General features: G+C 71.5%; 13 protein-coding genes. 10 read left to right on the top strand and 3 right to left on the bottom strand.

What is annotated here, in order from left to right; all coding sequences use genetic code 11:
• Nucleotides 1-49 precede the first annotated feature (49 nt).
• The 3 genes from OG884_RS29710 to OG884_RS29720 are packed head-to-tail and all read right to left on the bottom strand — an operon-like array spanning nt 50 to nt 4,691.
• Complete coding sequence (locus tag OG884_RS29710) at nt 50-2,464, bottom strand: transglutaminase TgpA family protein (RefSeq protein WP_326638314.1); 2,415 nt, start codon at nt 2,462-2,464, stop codon at nt 50-52.
• Nucleotides 2,461-3,717, bottom strand: a complete 1,257-nt coding sequence (locus tag OG884_RS29715; RefSeq protein ID WP_326638316.1) for a DUF58 domain-containing protein — start codon at nt 3,715-3,717, stop codon at nt 2,461-2,463. Before OG884_RS29715 ends, OG884_RS29710 begins: the two co-directional genes overlap by 4 nt.
• Nucleotides 3,714-4,691, bottom strand: coding sequence for an AAA family ATPase (locus OG884_RS29720; RefSeq protein WP_326638318.1), 978 nt, complete (start codon nt 4,689-4,691; stop codon nt 3,714-3,716). Before OG884_RS29720 ends, OG884_RS29715 begins: the two co-directional genes overlap by 4 nt.
• A gap of 491 nt (nt 4,692-5,182) precedes the next feature.
• Here OG884_RS29720 and mraZ point away from each other — a divergent pair, with 491 nt between their 5' ends.
• From mraZ to murG, 10 genes are all read left to right on the top strand, one after another.
• Entirely contained in the window at nt 5,183-5,614 is a 432-nt protein-coding gene (mraZ, locus tag OG884_RS29725) for a division/cell wall cluster transcriptional repressor MraZ (protein ID WP_326647034.1), read from the top strand.
• Nucleotides 5,615-5,839: 225 nt separating this feature from the next.
• Complete coding sequence (gene rsmH, locus OG884_RS29730; RefSeq protein WP_326638320.1) at nt 5,840-6,832, top strand: 16S rRNA (cytosine(1402)-N(4))-methyltransferase RsmH; 993 nt, start codon at nt 5,840-5,842, stop codon at nt 6,830-6,832.
• Nucleotides 6,810-7,334 carry a hypothetical protein gene (locus OG884_RS29735; protein ID WP_326638322.1) on the top strand — a complete coding sequence of 175 codons (525 nt, stop codon included), beginning with the start codon at nt 6,810-6,812 and terminating at the stop codon, nt 7,332-7,334. The genes rsmH and OG884_RS29735 overlap by 23 nt, the downstream gene beginning before the upstream one ends.
• Nucleotides 7,335-8,425: 1,091 nt before the next feature.
• The gene (locus OG884_RS29740) at nt 8,426-10,210 is read left to right on the top strand and encodes a peptidoglycan D,D-transpeptidase FtsI family protein (RefSeq protein WP_326638324.1); all 1,785 of its coding nucleotides are present in this window, start codon (nt 8,426-8,428) and stop codon (nt 10,208-10,210) included.
• 40 nt (nt 10,211-10,250) lie between these two features.
• Nucleotides 10,251-11,795: a UDP-N-acetylmuramoyl-L-alanyl-D-glutamate--2,6-diaminopimelate ligase gene (locus tag OG884_RS29745; RefSeq protein WP_326638326.1), complete on the top strand. Its 1,545-nt coding sequence runs from the start codon at nt 10,251-10,253 to the stop codon at nt 11,793-11,795.
• Nucleotides 11,796-11,807: 12 nt separating this feature from the next.
• The gene (locus OG884_RS29750) at nt 11,808-13,433 is read left to right on the top strand and encodes a UDP-N-acetylmuramoyl-tripeptide--D-alanyl-D-alanine ligase (RefSeq protein ID WP_326638328.1); all 1,626 of its coding nucleotides are present in this window, start codon (nt 11,808-11,810) and stop codon (nt 13,431-13,433) included.
• Nucleotides 13,430-14,488 carry a phospho-N-acetylmuramoyl-pentapeptide-transferase gene (gene mraY, locus OG884_RS29755; protein WP_326638329.1) on the top strand — a complete coding sequence of 353 codons (1,059 nt, stop codon included), beginning with the start codon at nt 13,430-13,432 and terminating at the stop codon, nt 14,486-14,488. Before OG884_RS29750 ends, mraY begins: the two co-directional genes overlap by 4 nt.
• Nucleotides 14,470-15,906 (top strand): UDP-N-acetylmuramoyl-L-alanine--D-glutamate ligase, encoded by a 1,437-nt coding sequence (gene murD, locus OG884_RS29760; protein ID WP_326638330.1) that lies wholly within the window; start codon nt 14,470-14,472, stop codon nt 15,904-15,906. The genes mraY and murD overlap by 19 nt, the downstream gene beginning before the upstream one ends.
• Nucleotides 15,903-17,183 carry a putative lipid II flippase FtsW gene (gene ftsW / locus OG884_RS29765; protein ID WP_326638332.1) on the top strand — a complete coding sequence of 427 codons (1,281 nt, stop codon included), beginning with the start codon at nt 15,903-15,905 and terminating at the stop codon, nt 17,181-17,183. The genes murD and ftsW overlap by 4 nt, the downstream gene beginning before the upstream one ends.
• A 14-nt stretch (nt 17,184-17,197) precedes the next feature.
• Nucleotides 17,198-18,286, top strand: a complete 1,089-nt coding sequence (gene murG / locus OG884_RS29770; RefSeq protein WP_326638334.1) for an undecaprenyldiphospho-muramoylpentapeptide beta-N-acetylglucosaminyltransferase — start codon at nt 17,198-17,200, stop codon at nt 18,284-18,286.
• Nucleotides 18,287-18,323 lie beyond the last annotated feature (37 nt).

Consider the following 18,323-nt stretch of genomic DNA (forward strand, 5'->3'; position numbering starts at 1 on the left):
AGCGGCCCCTGCCATCCGGCGAGCTCGCCTTTCCATGCCCCCCGGGCGCTCAGGCGCCCTTCCCGGCCGGTCTGCGGAACCGGATGTTCTCCAGCCGGTCGAAGCCGTCCAGCGCCCGCCCGCCGAGCCTCCGCATCCGCAGGAGCGTGGAGGGCGGCAGCAGCACAGCCCTGATCCGCCTGCCGCGGGTCACGGTGGCGGCCAGCGCCCGCCGCACGCTCCGCAGGTCCTCGCGGAGCACGCCGGTCTCACCCGAGGTCCTGGCGTAGAGCATCCGCTCCACCGCCGAGGTGATCCTCCCCAGCGCGGCGGCGGCCTCCGGTTCGAACCCGTACTGCTCCGTCAGCCGCCCGGCCAGCGCGCGCGGGCTCTCACTCGCCTGTCGTGACATTCCGTAGTCGCACAACGCGTCGTCCAGTTCGGCCCAGGACGCCATCACCGCCGACTCCCGCCGGAAGGCTCTGAGTGGCGTGGCGCCGGTCGGATCCTCGCCGCCGGGATCCCCGGACCGTCGGGCGTGGTACCTGCCGCGGCGGGCCCGCAACTGCCAGCGGATCATCGCCGGGATCAGCGCGACCAGCAGCGCTGTCAGGATCCCGATGCCGATCCACGCGGCCGGCGGCATGCCCTCGTCCAGCGCGATCGGCACGCCGCCGAAGTCGGGGTCGAGCGTCCGGTCACGGCGGCCGGCCGCCGCTCCGCCGGGAATGTCGGAGTCATCGGGGCTCGCCGACGGGGCCGTGATCGGCTCTTCGGGGGTGGCCGGTGTCACCTCGGGCCGGGTGTAGGACGGCACCGTCGCACTGCCCTGGCCCGCCCCGCCCGTCGGCGTGGGCTCGAAGCGGAGCCACCCGGTTCCCTCGAAGTACAGCTCGGGCCAGGCATGCGAGTCATGGGTGCGCACCTGCCACTGCCCGGAGAGGTTGCCGCCGCCGGTGTAGCCGATGGCGACCCGGGCGGGGATGCCCAGGACGCGTGCCAGCACCGCCATGGAGGCGGCGAACTGCTCGCAGTAGCCGGTCCTGTTGCGGATCAGGAAGTCGGTCAGCGCCGGGCCGTCGTGTCCCTGGGTGGCCAGGCTGTAGGTGAACCCGCCCTTGCCGGTGAAGAACTCCTGCAGCTGGATCGCCTGCTCGTACTGGCTGGAGCCGCGCTTGGTCACCCGCGCGGCCAGTTCCCTGATCTCCCCGGGAAGGCTCTCCGGCAGCTCCAGGTACCGCTCCCTGATCGCCGGGGCAGCCGGACCCGTCGCCTTGAGCGCCTCCGCCGTGGGCTCGGGCTCGGCGGTGACCACCTGGTAGGTCAGGCCCTCGGCGGTGTTCCTGGTGGAGAAGACCATGAGCGTGTCGCGGTCGGGCCGCCAGTCGCCCTCCACCGTGACCCTGGACGCGGGATAGGGCATCGGCAGGAAGCTCAGCCTCCTGACCTGCTCGCTCACCGTGATGTCGAGGGTCGCCGGCGTGACGGGCACGCTCGCGTCCTGGCCGGGGGGCGGTGGCATCGGTGCGTCGGAGGTCCGGTCCTCGGGGCGGCCCCTGGGCTCCGACATCGTCCACTGCTCGCCGTCGAAGATGTCCAGGGAGTACATCCGCAGGTAACGCGGCGCGCCGTCGCTGACCGTGTAGGTCAGCACCGTGGAGTTCTCCGGCAGCGAGAGCTGGCCGCGCAGGTTGACCATGGGGTTCGGGATGCTGATCGAGTTGCCGCCGCCCTTGCCGTTGCCCACGCCGAACGAGAACAGCGGGTCGGGCTCCAGGGTGGGGAGCAGCGCGGGCAACAGGACGGCCAGCGCGATCGCGGCGAAGCCGATGCGCCTGCCCGACAGCCGTAGCGTCCCGGAGTCGGAGGAGGGGCGCGTGACGGTGAAGGACGACGTGCGGCGCACCAGCACCGCCCGGCCCCAGTGGCTGACCCGCTCCCGCCCGTCGGCGACGAGCACCCCGAGATAGCCCAGGGCACCGATGATGAAGGCCGGCCAGCTGATCGGCTCGGCGACCACCGCCGCCGGGACGGTGAACAGCACCAGCAGCGGCAGCCCGGTGAGGGCCGCCCTGCGCAGTCGCGCGGCCAGCAGGTCGACGGAGATCACGATCAGGCCGACGCCACCGCAGGTGAGCAGGACGATTCCGTCGCTGTCCGGCACGGGGGCGGCGAACCGCTGGATGTCGGCGAAGCCCGTCTCCAGCAGCTTGGCCAGCGCGAGGACCGAGTCCTCGGTGGGCACCAGCTTCGCCCACGCCTCGTCGCCGGCGAACACCGCGGTCAGGTAGATCCAGACCGCGAGCACCTGGGCGAGCGGCACCAGCCAGCCGGGCAGCCTGTAGCGGCCGGCCAGCACGCCGATCCCGGTCACGACACCGATCACGCCGAGGCTCGTCCAGAACCAGGCGCCGCCCTGGAAGAGGGGGTAGAGCGCGATCGCGACCGCTCCCGTGGCCACGCCCGACGCGATGGAAAGTCTCATATGCCGCCCCTGCTCGCCACGGATCGCCCGCGCTGCGCGGCGTCCTGCCACACGCTTGCGACGGAGGCGCCGGCGGCCAGTCGCACGACGCGCCAGCCCGTCCCCGTCAACACCGCCCGCGCCGCCTGGAACTCCTCGTCCTCGCCGAGTTCGGGATGCTCCCATCCCGCCACGTCCAGCATCACGGCCACGCCGGTCACGTTGCCGTGCCTGGCCCTGGACAGTTCCTGGGCCTGGTCGAGGTCCATCCTGCCGAGCACTGCCACGATCAGCCCGTCGCCGCCGCCCTGGCGCAGCGCGCCGACGCCGTACTCCAGCGACCGTGCCCCGCTGGTCCGCACGACGGCCAGGGTGTCCAGCAGCGACAGGCTCAGCCCGCTGTCGGTGAGGTGCTCGGCCCCCTGATCGGTGACCAGGCGCAGGCCGAGCCCCTCGTGGGCCAGGTGCACGCCGATGGAGGCCGCGGCCGAGACCGCGGCCTCGAACGACGAGCGTGGACCCTCGCCCCGGTGGGCGTATCGCCGTGTGTCCAGCAGCAGCGCACCCCTGCTCTGCCACTGCTGCTCCTCGCGCCGCACCATCAGTTCGCCGTGCCTGGCGGTCGAGCGCCAGTGCACCCGCCGCAGGTCGTCGCCCTGCCGGTACTCGCGCGGGGCGACGTCGTCGTCCCCCGCCGCCGCGATGCTTCTGGTACGGCTGTCACCGCCGCCCGTCCACTCGCCGGACAGACGGACGTGGGGCAGTGCCACCACCTGGGGCGTCACCATCAGCGTGTCGCTGATGGTGAACGACCTGGTCAGCTCGACCAGGCCGAAGGGGTCGCTGATCCGGATGGAGAGCGGGCCGATGGTGAAGCGGCCGCGCAGGTCGGAGCGGACCCGATAGTCGATCTCCCGGATGCCCTGCGACTCCACCCGGTCCAGCACGAACCTGGGCCGGGCGCCGAGGGCGTAGGGAACGGTGTCCTCGATCATCAGCAGGCCGGTCGGCAGCCGCGTGACGTTCTCCAGACGCAGTGTCACGGTGGCCTCGCTGCCCACCTCGGCCCTGGGCGGATCCAGACGCCGCGCGCAGCTCAGCCGGTAGCGGGTGCGGGCGACCACCATGGCCGCCAGCAGCGGCAGCGAGACGATCAGTACACCGATCCTGAGTAGGTCGTGCTCGCCGAGGATGAAGGCGCACAGCAGCGCCGCGACGCCGGACGCGATGAAGGACCGGCCACGGGCGGTGAGCGCCTTGAGGCCGGAGGTCACCGGGCCTGGACCTCGGGGACGGGAACCCGGCGGACCAGGTCGGCGACCACCTGCTCGGGGAGGCGGCGCTGCCCCTGGGCCTCGATGCTGGGCAGCAGCCGGTGCGCCAGCACGGGGACGCACAACTCCTGCAGGTCGTCGGGGATGACGTAGTCGCGGCCGGCGAGCGCCGCGTGCGCCCGCGCGGCCCTGACCAGTTGCAGGGTCGAGCGAGGGGAGGCGCCCAGCCTCAGGTCGGGGGACTGGCGGGTGGCGGTCACCAGGTCGATCGCGTACTTCTTGATCGGCTGGGAGACGTAGACCCCGCGCACCGCCTCGATCAGCGCACGCACCTCTTCCGTGGTGGCCACCGGCTCCAGCTTGTCCAGCGGGGAGGCGGCGCCGTGCACGTCGAGCATCTCCAGCTCCGCGGAGGGGGCCGGATATCCCATCGCGATCCTGGCGGTGAACCGGTCGCGCTGAGCCTCGGGCAGGGGGTAGGTGCCCTCCATCTCGATCGGGTTCTGCGTCGCGATCACCATGAAGGGGGAGTCCAGCCGGTAGGTCGCCCCGTCGACCGTGACCTGGTGCTCCTCCATGCACTCCAGCAGCGCCGACTGGGTCTTCGGCGAGGCCCGGTTGATCTCGTCACCCACCACGATGTTGGCGAAGACCGGGCCCGGCTTGAACTCGAACTCCCTGGTCTGCTGGTTGTAGGCGCTCACTCCGGTGATGTCGCTCGGCAACAGGTCGGGGGTGAACTGCACGCGGCGCACCGGGCAGTCGATGGAGCGCGCCAGCGCCTTGGCGAGCATTGTCTTGCCGACGCCGGGCACGTCCTCGATGAGCAGGTGGCCCTCGGCGAGTAGTACGGTCAAGGTCAGGCGGACGACGTCGCTCTTGCCTTCGATCACCGATTCGATCGACTGGCGGATCCGGTGCGCGGTGACAACAAGATCATCGAGCTGCGGTGAGACGTCATGGGTTACTGCCACCAGGCCTCCATGAGGGTGCGGCGGTTGCGCGCCGGGGGTTGCCGTTGCGAAATCTTTGCGATCCCGTTACTCATTCTGTTTACCGACACTACGGCGCCGCGCGTCCCAGCGGCGACCTTATGTGGTCGTCAAGGATGATTTCGGGTGAACAGCCACAGTGTGTGCCATGGTCGTCGCGTTCCTGTACGGGTGACGTGTCGATCCCGTGACGGGTGTGGTGCTGTTCACCTTCCACCATTCTTCACTGCCTTACGGCTCATTCCATGATCTTTGGACTATTTGGCAATCTTCCCGACACGCCCGTGACGTATGCGGGGCCGCCTACCCCCTCCACTCCGCACCACCCCATTTGAGCTGGGGAAATGTCGGCGAAACATGCCTGGCGGAGGCCCGGAATCAGTTGACGGTGGGGAGAAGTGGAGTATGGTGGTGCCCAGTGGAGGGCAGGGCTGCGACGCCTGGCGTTCCGCTGGGCACGGGAGGTGGAGCCGATGTTCCTCGGCACTCACCACCCGCGTCTTGATGAGAAGGGACGGCTGTTCCTGCCGGCGAAGTACCGTGAGGAGCTGGCGGAGGGTCTGGTGATCACCAAAGGCCAGGAGCGTTGCCTCTACCTCTTTCCCGTAGAGGAGTTCCAGCGCATAACCGAGGCTCTGCGCAACGCGCCGGTGACCGCCAAGGCGGTCCGTGACTACAGTCGCGTCCTCTTCGCCGGCGCATCCGACGAGGTCGCCGACAAGCAGGGGCGGATCACCGTTCCGCAGGCTCTGCGCGAATACGCCGGCCTGTGCCGTGACTGCGTGGTCATCGGAGCCAACACCCGGCTGGAGATCTGGGACGCGCACGCCTGGAGCATCTATCTGGCCGACCAAGAGCAGGCTTTCGCCGATCTGTCGGAGGAGGTGCTGCCAGGGATTTTGTGACTCCACGGTCGACTCATCGGTAAAACGTCGTTCGGCGAGGTCTCCACCCGCAACCACCTGCCCGTCAGCTGATGCACCTTCCCCGGTGTCAGGTGACGGGCGGATACTCGGGTGCGGATGGGGACCTGGCCGGACGGCCCCGGGGGTGGGGGCCAGTTTCAAGACACCGGTGAGCGTCCGCCGCACGTCCGTGGGACGGGGCGGGAAAAAGGAGGGTTGCGCTTCATGCGCGCCGAAAACCACAACCATGATCTCCATACGCCGGGGGGACACGTCCCCGTCATGCTCGACCGGGTGCTGGAGTTGCTCGCTCCGGCGCTGGCCCGCCCCGCCCCGGTGCTCGTCGACGCCAACCTCGGACTCGGCGGCCACGCCGAGGCACTGCTCGCCGCGCACCCCTCGCTCCATCTGATCGGGATCGACCGCGACCCCACCGCCATCGAGCGCTCCACGGCCAGGCTCGCGCCGTACGCGAATCGGATCACGCTGGTGCGCGCCGTCTCCGACGAGCTTTCCGGGGTGCTGGCCGACGCCGGCCACCCCCGCGTCGACGCCGCCCTGTTCGACCTGGGCGTCTCCTCGCCGCAGCTGGACGAGGCCGAGCGTGGTTTCGCCTACTCCTATGACGCGCCGCTGGACATGCGGATGGACCGTGACGAGGAGCTCACGGCCGAGATCGTGGTGAACACCTATCCGGCCGCCGAGCTGATCCGGATCCTGCGGGATTACGGAGAAGAACGATTCGCCCCGCGTGTCGCGCATCTAATTCTCAAGGAAAGGGCCAGGGAGGCCATAACGTCTACCAAGAGGCTTGCGGAGATCGTCCGGACGGCGATCCCCGCTGCTACCCGTAGGACAGGGGGAAACCCCGCTAAAAGGACTTTTCAGGCGTTGCGGATCGAGGTGAACGCGGAGTTGACGGCGCTGGAACGCGCGCTCCCAGCCGCGCTCGACGCATTGACGCTGGGCGGGCGCGTCGTCGTGCTCGCGTACCACTCCCTCGAAGACCGGCTGACAAAGCAGGTCATCACCGCGCGGACCAGGGACACCGGTCCTGTTGGCCTCCCTGTCCCGCTGCCGGCTCACCAGCCGCGGTTCGCGCTCCTGACGAGGGGGGCCGAGCTTCCGAGCGAAGAGGAGGTGGCCCGCAACCCGCGGGCGGCCTCTGCCCGGTGTCGGGCGGCAGAGAGGATCCGTGAGGCAGTTGACGAGGAGTGAGACAGACGTCCGACGTGCCGCGCCCAGCCGTGCGGTACCCGGTCGCGGCGCGCGCCCCGCGCGTGTCCCCCGTACGACGCCGCAGGGACGCCGCACCGGTCCGGTCAGGCCCGTCTCCGGTCCGGCCGCGCCGGCCCAGGCGGCTCCCGCGGCCCGTCGCGCGCGGGCGCCGAGGGCTCCCTTCCTGCTGCTCGTGGTCGGCCTGCTCTGCGGCGGCCTGGTCAGCCTGCTGTTGCTGAACGCCGTGCTCGCCAAGGACTCCTTCAGGGCCAACGGGCTACGCAAGGAGATCAGCGGTCTGCGCATCGAGAAAGAGGCGAAGCAGAGCGAGAACATGCGGAGGGAGATGCCCGACGCGGTCGCGAAGAGCAACGAGTACCAGGGGCTTGGGCCCGACTGGGGCACCGCACGCGTCATCACCCCCGACAAACCCGCCAGCAGGACCGCCAGTGACGGTCAGACGCCCGCAGGGCAGGAGCGAGTGCCGGGCACGGGCCAGTGAGAGAGAGCGGCGGGCGAGGGCCGGGACAGGGCCGCGGCGGCTCCCCGGGCGGAGCGTCCGGAAGCTCCGGCCGCCGGTCTCCCGGCGGTCCCGGCCGGACGGGCAGGCCCGGTGGCGCCCCGGACGCCCCCGGCGGTCCCGGCTCCGACGGCACCGGGTCCTCCGGGGCCCCCGGCGTCCCCGACAGCCCTGGCGGGTCTGCCTCCCCGGGCAGGCCCCCGGCGTCCGGCAGGTCCGGTTCTTCGGGTGGGTCGTCCGGTTCTTCGAGGTCGTCTGGTTCGTCTGGTTCCGGTCGTGCGGGTTCTTCGGGCCGGGCACAGGGCGCCGACAGGCCGAACAGGTCCCGCTCGCAGGGCGTGCCGGGTTCCTCGGGCAGACCATCCGCCGCGGGCTCCGGCCGGGCGGGTTCTCCGTCCAGGAGACAGGGGGGCGAGGGGGCGGCCGGTTCCTCCAGGGGGCGGTTCCCCGCCGAGGGCCCCGGCCCGGGCAAGGGGCAGGGGGCAGGGCGGACCGGCAGGCCGGGCTCCGCGGCGAGGCCGTCCGCCCCGGGCGGCTCCGGCCGGGCGTCCGCCTCCGGCGGACCTGGCAGGACGGGCTCGCCCGGCAGGCCGACGGCCTCGGAGGGCACCGGCAGACCTGACAAGCCTGACAAATCTGACAAATCTAATAAGCCTGATGGGCCTGCCAGGTCCGGCTCACCGGCGAGGCCGTCGGCCGCGGGCATGTCCGGCGGGTCCGGTTCTCCGGGTGGGCAGGGCCCCACCGGCAGGCAGGGTTCCACCGGCAGGCAGAGGCCCACCGCGCGGCCACCCGTCCCCGACGCGCCAGGCAGGGCGGGAGCGCGTCCGGGCAGGGGCGCCTCCGGGGCGCCGGGCGGATCCTCCGCACTCCGGGCGACAGGTGGCCCCGGCAGGCCCCCGGGCACCTCGGCGTCGCGCAGGTCGACCGGTTCCGAGGCCGCGCGCGGGCCGACGCGGCCCTCAAGGACCCAGGAGCCACCCGGCCCACCGGGTCCGCCGGGTCCGCCGGGCCGGGTGCGGCCCGCGCCGAGGCGCGGGGATGAGCGGCCGCAGGATCAGGAGTACACGCGCGTGACGGGACGTGGCGGCGGCAGGCCACCGCGGCCTCCGGCGCGCCCGTCCGCGGTACTGCGCCTGGGCAACCCCCGCAGGCGCATCGGTATCGGCCTGATGGCGATGACCTTCGTGCTGTCCATCTTCGCGGGGCGGCTCATCCAGCTCCAGGGCCTCGACTCGAAGGTCTACACCGCCGAGGCGGCCAAGCAACGCGTACAGGGTGAGAAGCTGCCCGCGAGAAGGGGCTCGATCACCGATGTCAACGGCAACGAGCTCGCGCTGACCCTGGAGGCGCGCGAGATCTTCGTGGACCCCTCGCAGGTCGTCGCCGCGCAGCGCGACCGGGTGGCCACGGTCCTGGCCAAGGAGCTGAACGAGCCCAAGGATCCGATCGCCGCCAAGCTGGCCGACGGCACCAGCCACTACGCGCAGGTCGCCGCGGCCGTCGACCCCGCGCTCGCCCAGCGGATCATGGCGTACGAGTTCAAGGGTGTCGGCAGCAAGCACCGCTACCGGCGTGACTACCCGGGCGGCAACCTGGCGGGCAGCCTGCTGGGTTTCGTCGGCACCGACGGCACGGGGCTGGCCGGGCTGGAGAGCACCTACGACAAGCTGCTCGCGGGCCGAGACGGCGAGCAGATCATCGAGACGGGCGCCAGGGGGCAGCGCATCCCGATGACCCGCAGCACCCTGCGGGCGCCCGTCGAGGGCAGGGACGTGCGGCTGACCATCAACCGCGACGTCCAGTGGGCCGCGCAGAAGGCGATCAGCGATCAGGTCCAGGCCACCGGGTCCCGCACCGGCAGTGCCATCGTGATGGACGTGCAGACCGGCCAGGTGATCGCCATGGCCAACGCGCCGGAGCTCGACCTGAGGAACTGGATGGACTCCCCGCTGGAGGACCGGGGCAACCGGTCGGTCACGGACGTGTTCGAACCGGGCAGCACCAACAAGGTCATCACCGCCGCGGCGGCACTGGAGTCGGGGGCCGTGCGGCCGGAGACCCTGTTCACCGTCCCCGACCGGATCAGGTGTGCCGACCGGGTGCTGAAGGACTCCCACCCGCATGCCACGGAGCGCCTGACCTTCTCGGGCGTCGTGGCGACGTCCAGCAACGTGGGCACGATCCTCGCCACCCAGAAGATCGGCGATGAGAAGCTCCACTCGATGCTCCAGCGCTTCGGTTTCGGCGCGAAACCCGGCAGCGGGCTGCCGGGAGAGGAGGCGGGGCTGCTGCCCGACTGGAAGGACTGGTCGGGCAGCCAGCGCTGCACGATCGCCTACGGCCAGGGCATCTCGGTGACGGCGCTTCAGACGGCGAGCGTCTACCAGACCATCGCCAACGGCGGGGTGCGCGTCACCCCGCAGATCGTGGCCGGTACGACCGGCGAGAACGGCGCGTTCACGCCGTCCGCGCCGGGTAAGCGGACCCGGGTGGTCGGTGAGCGTACGGCGAGGGAGGTCGCCGCCATGCTGGAGGCCGCCGTGAGCGAGCAGGGCACCGGCAACCTCGCCGCGATCGACGGCTACCGGGTGGCGGGCAAGACGGGTACCGCGATGCGCTATGACACCAAATGTCAGGGCTACTGCGGATATACCGCGACGTTTGTTGGTTTTGCGCCGGTGGACAAGCCCCGTCTGGTCGTCCTGGCGGTACTCCAGGACCCCCAGCAGGGCTACTACGGTGGGGAGATCGCCGCCCCGGTCTTCAAGCAGCTGATGACGTTCGCGTTGAAGAGCGGGAAGATTCCCCCGACCGGAACCCGGCCCTCCCCGGTGCGGATACGCGCAGGGAGGTGACGAGTGAAGGTACGCTCTCGCCGTGCATCCCCCGTCGTCCATGCGACCCGCAACCAGTTCACCCCGTCCGCTCTCCGGGCTGGCGAGCCTCATCGGCGCGCCCTCGGGCACGTCACGAGCGCCGCTTGCCGCGGTGTCCGGGATCACCATCGACTCGCGCCAGGTGTGTCGTGGAGATCTCTACGTCGCGCTGCCGGGGGCCACGGCCCACGGGGCCGACTTCTCCGCGCAGGCCCTCGCCGCGGGTGCCGCCGCGATCCTGACCGACGAGGCGGGCAGGCAGGCCGCGGTCGCGACCGGCCTGCCGGTCCTCGTCGTGCCCAACCCGCGCCGCCTGCTGGGACAGGTCTCCGCCTGGGTGTACGGCAATCCCGCGGCGGATGTGATGGTCATCGGCGTCACCGGCACCAGCGGCAAGTCCACCACCGGTTTCCTGCTGGAGGCCGGGCTGCGGGCCGCGGGACACCGGCCCGGGCTGATCGGGGGCGTGGAGATCCACGTCGGTGAGCTGCGCTTCGCGCCGAAGCTCACCACACCGGAGGCCAGCGACCTGCAGGGCCTGTTCGCCCTGATGCGCGAGCGGGGCGTCACCGCCGCGGCCATGGAGGTCTCCAGCCACGCGCTGGCGCTGGGCCGGGTCGACGAGGTGTTCTACGACGTGGCGCTGTTCACCAACCTGTCGCAGGACCACCTCGACTTCCACCGGGATCTCGACGACTACTTCGCGACGAAGGCCCGGTTGTTCACCCCCGAGATGAGCAGGGTGGGCGTCGTCAACATCGACGACGCCCACGGGCGGGAGCTCCTCGGCTTCGCGAAGATCCCGATGATCACCTTCTCCGCCGAGGGCGCCGTGGAGGCCGACTGGCGGGCGGTGGACGTGCGCCTGGGGCCCGAGGGCAGCACCTTCAAGATCGTGGGGCCCGGCGGCGTCGAGGAGGCCGCGGCGATCGCCCTGCCCGGCCCCTTCAACGTGGCCAACGCCCTGGGGGCCGTCGTCGCACTGGTGGAGGCCGGTGTGCCACTGCGAGCCGCGCTGACGGGCATAGGTACGCTGGCAGGAGTTCCGGGCCGGATGGAGCGGGTTCCCGGCGGGGAGGACTTCCAGGCCATCGTCGACTACTCGCACAAGCCCGGCGCGGTCGAGTCCGTTCTGCGCTCGCTGCGCGAGGTCACCGCGGGCAGGCTCATCGTGGTCCTCGGCTGCGGGGGTGACCGTGACCGTGGTAAACGCCCAATGATGGGAGAAGCCGCCGCAAGGCTGGCAGATGTGGCTATTCTCACCAGCGACAACCCCCGCTCTGAGGATCCTCTGCGGATCCTCGCGGAGATGATGGACGGAGTTCTCGGTGTGTCCCAGGACGGACGCGCACATGTGATCATTGAGCCTGATCGTGCTGCGGCCATCGACCTGGCCATCGGCCGGGCGGGTTTCGGCGACGTCGTCGTCGTGGCCGGCAAGGGTCACGAGCAGGGCCAGTACATCGGCGACCAGGTGCTTCCTTTCGATGACAGGCAGGTCGTGGCCGACGCGATCGTCAGGCGCCGGAACCGCATCGGGCGCCGAAGCACGTATGGAGAGTAGGGAAGACGCATCATGATCCCGTTGCCGCTGGCCAGAATCGCCGAGATCACCTCGGGGGCCCTCGGGGGCATGGCCGACCCACGCGCGGTGGTGCGAGGCCCGGTCGTCATCGACTCCCGCGCCGTCGAACCGGGGTCGCTGTTCGTCGCGATCAAGGGTGAACGGGTCGACGGGCACGACTTCGCCGCCCAGGCCATCGAGGCAGGGGCGGTCGCCGTGCTGGCCGCCCGGGCCGTCGACGCCCCCGCCGTCATCGTCGGCGACACCGTGACGGCCCTGGCCGGCCTGGCCACCGCCGTCTGCGCCGAACTGCCGGCGACCACGGTCATCGGCATCACCGGCTCGGCGGGCAAGACCACCACCAAGGATCTGCTGGCCAGGCTCACCGCCAGGATCGGTCCGACGGTCGCCCCCGTCGGATCGTTCAACAACGAGATCGGTCACCCGCTGACCGTGCTGAAGGCCGACGAGGACACCCGCTACCTGGTGCTGGAGCTCAGCGCACGCGACGTGGGGCACATCGCCCACCTGACCCGTATCGCCCCGCCGAGGATCGGCGTGGTCCTCAACGTCGGCACCGCCCACCTGGGTGTCTTCGGCGGCAAGGAGGAGATCGCCAGGGCCAAGGGCGAGCTGGTCGAGGCGCTGCCCGCCGACGGCGTCGCCGTGCTCAACGTCGACGACCCGCTGGTGGCCGCCATGGCCGGCCGCACCCGCGCCCGCGTCACCTGGTACGGCCGGGCCTCCGGCGCCGACATACGGGCCGAGAACGTGACCGTCGACGGCCGGGGGCGAGCCTCCTTCACGCTGCGCACCCCGTCCGGCGCCGCCCCGGTCGGCCTCCGCCTGTACGGCGAGCACGCGGTGGAGAACGCGCTGGCGGCCGCCGCGGCCGCCTACGAGCTCGGCCTGCCGGTCGCCACCATCGCCGAGGAGCTGTCGGAGGCCGAACCCCGTAGCCGCTGGCGGATGGAGGTCACCGACCGCGAGGACGGGGTGACCGTGATCAACGACGCCTACAACGCCAACCCCGACTCCATGCGCGCCGCCTTCGGCGCCCTGGACGCGCTCGCGGGGGATCGCCGACGCTTCGCGATCATCGCCGCCCTGCGCGAGCTGGGCGAGGAGGGTCCCGCGCTCAACGAGGAGCTGGGCCGGCTGGCCGGGGGCGCGGGTCTCGTGGGCCTGTTCGTCGTCGGCCCCGACGCCGCCCCGGTCCTGGCCGGGGCGGAGGCCGCCGTACGGGGGGCCGACGCCCCCGCCGCGTCTACCGGACCGACCTCGCATGGAGAGGCCTCGCACGCGGGGATCTCGCACATAGGGGCCTCGCCCATAGGGGCCTCGCCCATAGGGGCCTCGCCCATAGGGGCCTCGCGCGATGCGGGAGGCCCGCCGGGCGCGGGAGAGCCGCCGGGCACCGGTTCGGCGGCCCGCCTCTCGCCCGTCGTCGCCTTCGGTGACGCCCCGGCGGCGGGGCCCCGGGGCGTCACCCGGGTCTCGCACGCCGCCGACGCGGCACAGGCGGGCGCGGAGCTGTCGGCGCTCCTGGCCCCCGGCGACGTCGTGCTCATCAAGGGACCGCGCGCCGCGGGCCTCGAACGCGTGGCCGCGGCGCTGCTCGGGGGTGATCGCCGATGAGGGAGATCCTCGTCGCGGCGGCGGTCAGCCTGCTGCTGTCCATGCTGGGCACGCCGCTGGCGATCCGGCTGTTCTCCCGGCGAGGCTACGGGCAGAGCATCAGGGAAGAGGGCCCCTCGGGCCACCACGACAAGCGCGGCACCCCCACCATGGGCGGCACCGTGATCGTGATCGCCGCGCTGGTCGGCTTCGCCTGCGCCCACCTCTACAGCTTCACGCCACCCACGGTCTCCGCGGTCCTCGTGCTTTTCCTGATGACGGGCCTGGGCGCGGTCGGCTTCCTCGACGACTTCATCAAGATCTACAAGCAGCGCAGCCTCGGTCTGCGCAGCGGTGCCAAGGCGCTGGGCCAGCTCATCGTCGGCGCGGTCTTCGCGATCCTGGTGACCCGCTTCCCCAATGCCTACCTGATCACCCCGGCCGAGACGCGCCTGTCGTTCCTGAGGGACTTCGGCCCCTCCATCGGGCTCATCGGGTTCGTCATCTGGGTGCTGATCATGATCGTGGGCTTCTCCAACGCGGTGAACCTCACCGACGGCCTCGACGGCCTGGCCAGCGGCGCCACCGGCGTGGTGCTGGCCTCGTACGTGCTGATCGGCAACTGGCAGCTGCGCAACAGCTGCACCACCCAGCTCGGACCCAACTGCTACTGGGTCCGCGACCCGCTGGACCTGGCCGTGGTCGCCGCGGCGGTGCTCGGCGCGCTGGTCGGCTTCCTGTGGTGGAACGCCCCACCCGCGAAGATCTTCATGGGCGACACCGGCTCGCTGGCCCTGGGCGGCGTGCTCGCCGGACTGGCCATCACCACCAGGACCCAGCTGCTGCTGATCATCCTCGCCGGGATGTGCGTGCTCATCACCATGTCGGTGATCATCCAGGTCGGCTCCTTCAAGATGACCGGTAAACGGGTCTTCAGGATGGCCCCGCTCCAGCACCACTTCGAGCTGAAGGGCTGGGCCGAGACGACCATCGTGGTCCGCTTCTGGTTGATCGCCGCCCTGTGCGCGGCCGCCGGGCTGGGGATCTTCTACGTGGAATGGATGCCCAGGCTGTGAGTGGGAAAGGCCATGTGATCTGCGTCGCGGGGCTGGGGGTCTCGGGCACGGCCGTGGCTCGCACGATGGCCGCGAGGGGCGAGAAGGTGATCGTCCTGGAGGGCAGGGACGGCGAGCGGGCCAGGGCGATCGCGGGCGAGCTCGCCGAGCTCGGCGTCGAGGTCCGCTTCGGTGAGCCCGCCGAGCCCCCGGCGGGCACCTCGTTGATCGTCACCACCGGCTGGCCACCGCACCACCCGCTGCTCGCCGCCGCCGCGGCGGCGGGGATCGAGGTGATCGGCGAGGTCGAGCTGGCCTGGCGGCTCCGCACCGAGGGCGCCGCTCCCTGGCTGGCGCTGACCGGCACCAACGGCAAGACCACCGTGGTCCGGATGCTCACCTCGATGCTGCTGGCCGCCGGGCACCGGGCGCTCGCCGTCGGCAACGTCGGCACCCCGGTGGTGGAGGCGGTCGCCGGAGCCGGCGACGTGCTGGCGGTGGAGCTGTCCAGCTTCCAGCTGCACCGCTCGCCCAGCATCGCCCCGTACGTGGCCGCGGTGCTCAACGTGGCGCCGGACCACCTCGACTGGCATGGCTCCATGGAGGAGTACGCCCGGGTCAAGGGGGAGATCTTCGCCAGGGCCGGGATCGTCGTGTACAACGCCGACGACGAGTGGGCGACCCGTCTCGCCGCGCCGTACGAGAGCGCGGCCGGGCGCGGTGCGGCGGTACGGAGCGTGGGCTTCACCCTCGGCGTGCCCGCACCGGGCCAGCTCGGCGTGGTCGAGGACCTGCTGGTGGACCGGGCGTTCGTGGCCGATCCCGCGAGCAACGCCGAGGAACTCGCCTCGTTCGGCGACGTCCGCCCGTTCGCGCCGCACAACGTGGCCAACGCGCTCGCCGCCGCGGCCCTGGCCAGAGCCTACGGGGTGAGCGCCGCCGCGGTGCGTGCGGGCCTGCTGGACTTCGTGCCCGACCCGCACAGGATCGCGCACGTGGCCAGGATCGCCGAGGTCGACTACGTGGACGATTCCAAGGCCACCAACCCGCATGCCGCCGCCGCCTCGCTGGCCGCCTACCCGTCGATCGTCTGGGTGGCCGGTGGGCAGCTCAAGGGTGCGGACGTCGGCGCGCTGGTACGTCGCGCCGCGCCCCGTCTGCGCGGCGCGGTGCTCCTGGGCGCCGATCGTGAACGAATTCGCGAGGCTCTGGCGCGACACGCCGGGAATGTTCCGGTGGTGGAGGTGGCCGGGCAAGACACTGGGGTCATGGACCGTGTCGTCACCGAAGCCGCCAGGCTCGCCACCCCCGGAGACACCGTGCTGCTGGCCCCGGCCGGAGCCTCCCTGGACATGTTCGCCGGTTACCCCGCCCGAGGGGAGGCGTTCGCCCGAGCCGTGCACCGTCTCGCCGCAGGGCAAGACGGGAGACGGGCGTGAGCGCGACGGCGCAGGAGAGCGCGCCCCGGGGTCAGGACGGCTTCCGCGAGCACCTGCTCGCCTTCCGCGAGCTGCTCAACCGGCCGTTGACCTCGTACTACCTGATCCTGGGGTGCAGCGCCCTGCTGCTCGTCCTCGGCCTGATGATGGTGCTTTCCGCATCCAGCATCGAGGCGTTGCAGGAGATGGGCGATCCCTTCTACTGGTTCTTCAAGCAGTCGATCTCGGCCGCGCTCGGTCTCCCGCTGATGTGGGTCTGCGCGCAGCTGCCACCCCGGTTCTTCAGGCTCGCCGGATACCCGCTGATGGCGCTGTCGATCCTCGGGCTGGTGCTGGTGCTGTTCGTCGGCACCTCACAGCTCGGCGCCCAGCGGTGGATCGACCTCGGCCCCATCTACCTGCAGCCGTCCGAACCCGCCAAGCTCGGGCTGGTCCTCTGGGGTGCCGACCTGCTGGCCCGCAAGGCGCGCAACGGCCTGATCGAGTGGCGCAACCTGTTCATCCCGCTGATGCCGGGCACCGCCATCCTGGCCGTCATGGTCATGCTGGGAAGCGACCTCGGCACCACGCTGGTGCTGCTGATGATCTTCCTGTCGCTGCTGTGGGTGGTGGGGGCGCCGCTGCGACTGTTCGGCGGGATCCTCGCGGTGGTGGTGCTCGCGACCGTCGTCATGATCAGCACCGAGGGTTACCGCTCGGACCGGATCACGGGCTGGCTCGACCCGTGGGGCAACGCCCAGGGAACGGGCTTCCAGGCCGTGCAGGGGCAGATCGCGATGGGCAGCGGCGGCTGGTTCGGGGTGGGGCTGGGGTCCAGCAGGCAGAAGTGGAGCTGGATCCCGCACGCGGAGAGCGACTTCATCTTCTCCATCCTCGGTGAGGAGCTCGGCCTGATGGGCACGCTCGTCGTGGTGGCCCTGTTCGGACTGCTGGGCTACGCGGGGCTGCGGGTGGCCACCCGGGTCAAGGACCCGTTCGTCCGGCTCGCCTCCGCCGCCGCGGTCGCCTGGATCGCCGGCCAGGCGATCGTCAACATCGGCGCCGTCATCGGGGTGCTGCCCATCACCGGGATCCCGTTGCCGCTGGTCTCCTACGGTGGGTCGGCCCTGCTGCCCACCCTCGCCACCCTCGGCATGCTCCTGTCGTTCGCCAAGCACGAGCCCGGCGCCCGCGAGGCTCTCGCGGCCCATGGCCCCGGACCGGTGGCGCGGGGCCTAAGCTGGCTTGGCCTGGGTGGTCCGGCCAGGAAACGACGGCCGGGCCGTGGAAGACGATAAGCGAAAGGACCGACATGAGGGTGGTCCTCGCCGGCGGCGGGACGGCCGGTCATATCGAACCGGCGCTGGCTCTGGCAGACGCGCTGCGCCAACTCGACCCCAACATCGGGATCACATGCCTCGGCACCGAGAGAGGTCTGGAGACCAGGCTGGTTCCGGCCAGAGGGTATGAACTGCAGCTGGTGCCCGCGGTGCCGCTGCCCCGGACACTGACGCCCCAACTGCTGAGCGTGCCGGGCCGCCTGGCGGGTGCCATCAGCACGGCCGCCGCCATCATGGACCGCGTGCAGGCCGACGTCCTGGTCGGCTTCGGCGGCTACGTGGCGACCCCCGCCTACCTGGCGGCGCGGCGCCGCGGCGTGCCGATCGTGGTCCACGAGGCCAACCCGCGCCCCGGCCTGGCCAACCGGCTGGGCGCGCGCCTCACCGACCACGTGTTCACCGGCCACCCGGACACGCCGCTGAACAACGCCGAGTACATCGGCATCCCCCTCCGCCGTGAGATCGTCAACCTCGACCGGCTCTCCATGGGCGACAAGGCCCGGTCCTGGTTCGGCCTGGAGGCCGATCTGCCCACGCTGCTGGTCACCGGCGGCTCCCAGGGGGCCCGCTCGCTCAACCAGGCGGCTCTGGCCGCCGCCCCCGCGCTGCGCCGGGCCGGGGTGCAGGTGCTGCACGTCATCGGCCTGAAGAACACGCTGGAGGAGGAGCCCCCGCCCGGCGACCCGCAGTACGTCGTGCTGCCGTACGTCGACCGGATGGACCTGGCCTATGCCGCCGCCGACTTCGCCCTGTGCCGCAGCGGTGCGATGACCTGCGCCGAGCTGACGGCGGTGGGCCTGCCGGCCGCGTACATCCCGCTGCCGCACGGCAACGGTGAGCAGCGGCTCAACGCCATGCCGATCGTGCGGGGCGGCGGCGGCCTGATGATCGACGACGCGGAGCTGTCACCGGGGTGGATCATTCAGAGTGTGCTGCCCATCCTGTCCGATCCCGAACGCGTGGTCACCATGTCGGAGGCGGCATCCAGGATGGGCAGGAAGGACGCCGACGTGGCGCTGGCGCGCAGGGTGCTGCAGGTCGCGGCGCGGGGGAGAGGCTGAATGGGCGCGGAGCGGATCCGACACGGTGAGCGCGGGG

This window comes from Streptosporangium sp. NBC_01755, from assembly GCF_035917995.1.
Classification (GTDB): domain Bacteria; phylum Actinomycetota; class Actinomycetes; order Streptosporangiales; family Streptosporangiaceae; genus Streptosporangium.

Bases quoted from the DNA above. Each gene is read 5' to 3' on its own strand.
- OG884_RS29710 (WP_326638314.1), bottom strand. From the start codon at position 2,464: ATGAGACTTTCCATCGCGTCGGGCGTGGCCACGGGAGCGGTCGCGATC.
- mraZ (WP_326647034.1), top strand. From the start codon at position 5,183: ATGTTCCTCGGCACTCACCACCCGCGTCTTGATGAGAAGGGACGGCTG.
- rsmH (WP_326638320.1), top strand. From the start codon at position 5,840: ATGCGCGCCGAAAACCACAACCATGATCTCCATACGCCGGGGGGACAC.
- OG884_RS29745 (WP_326638326.1), top strand. From the start codon at position 10,251: ATGCGACCCGCAACCAGTTCACCCCGTCCGCTCTCCGGGCTGGCGAGC.
- OG884_RS29750 (WP_326638328.1), top strand. From the start codon at position 11,808: ATGATCCCGTTGCCGCTGGCCAGAATCGCCGAGATCACCTCGGGGGCC.
- mraY (WP_326638329.1), top strand. From the start codon at position 13,430: ATGAGGGAGATCCTCGTCGCGGCGGCGGTCAGCCTGCTGCTGTCCATG.
- murD (WP_326638330.1), top strand. From the start codon at position 14,470: ATGGATGCCCAGGCTGTGAGTGGGAAAGGCCATGTGATCTGCGTCGCG.
- murG (WP_326638334.1), top strand. From the start codon at position 17,198: ATGAGGGTGGTCCTCGCCGGCGGCGGGACGGCCGGTCATATCGAACCG.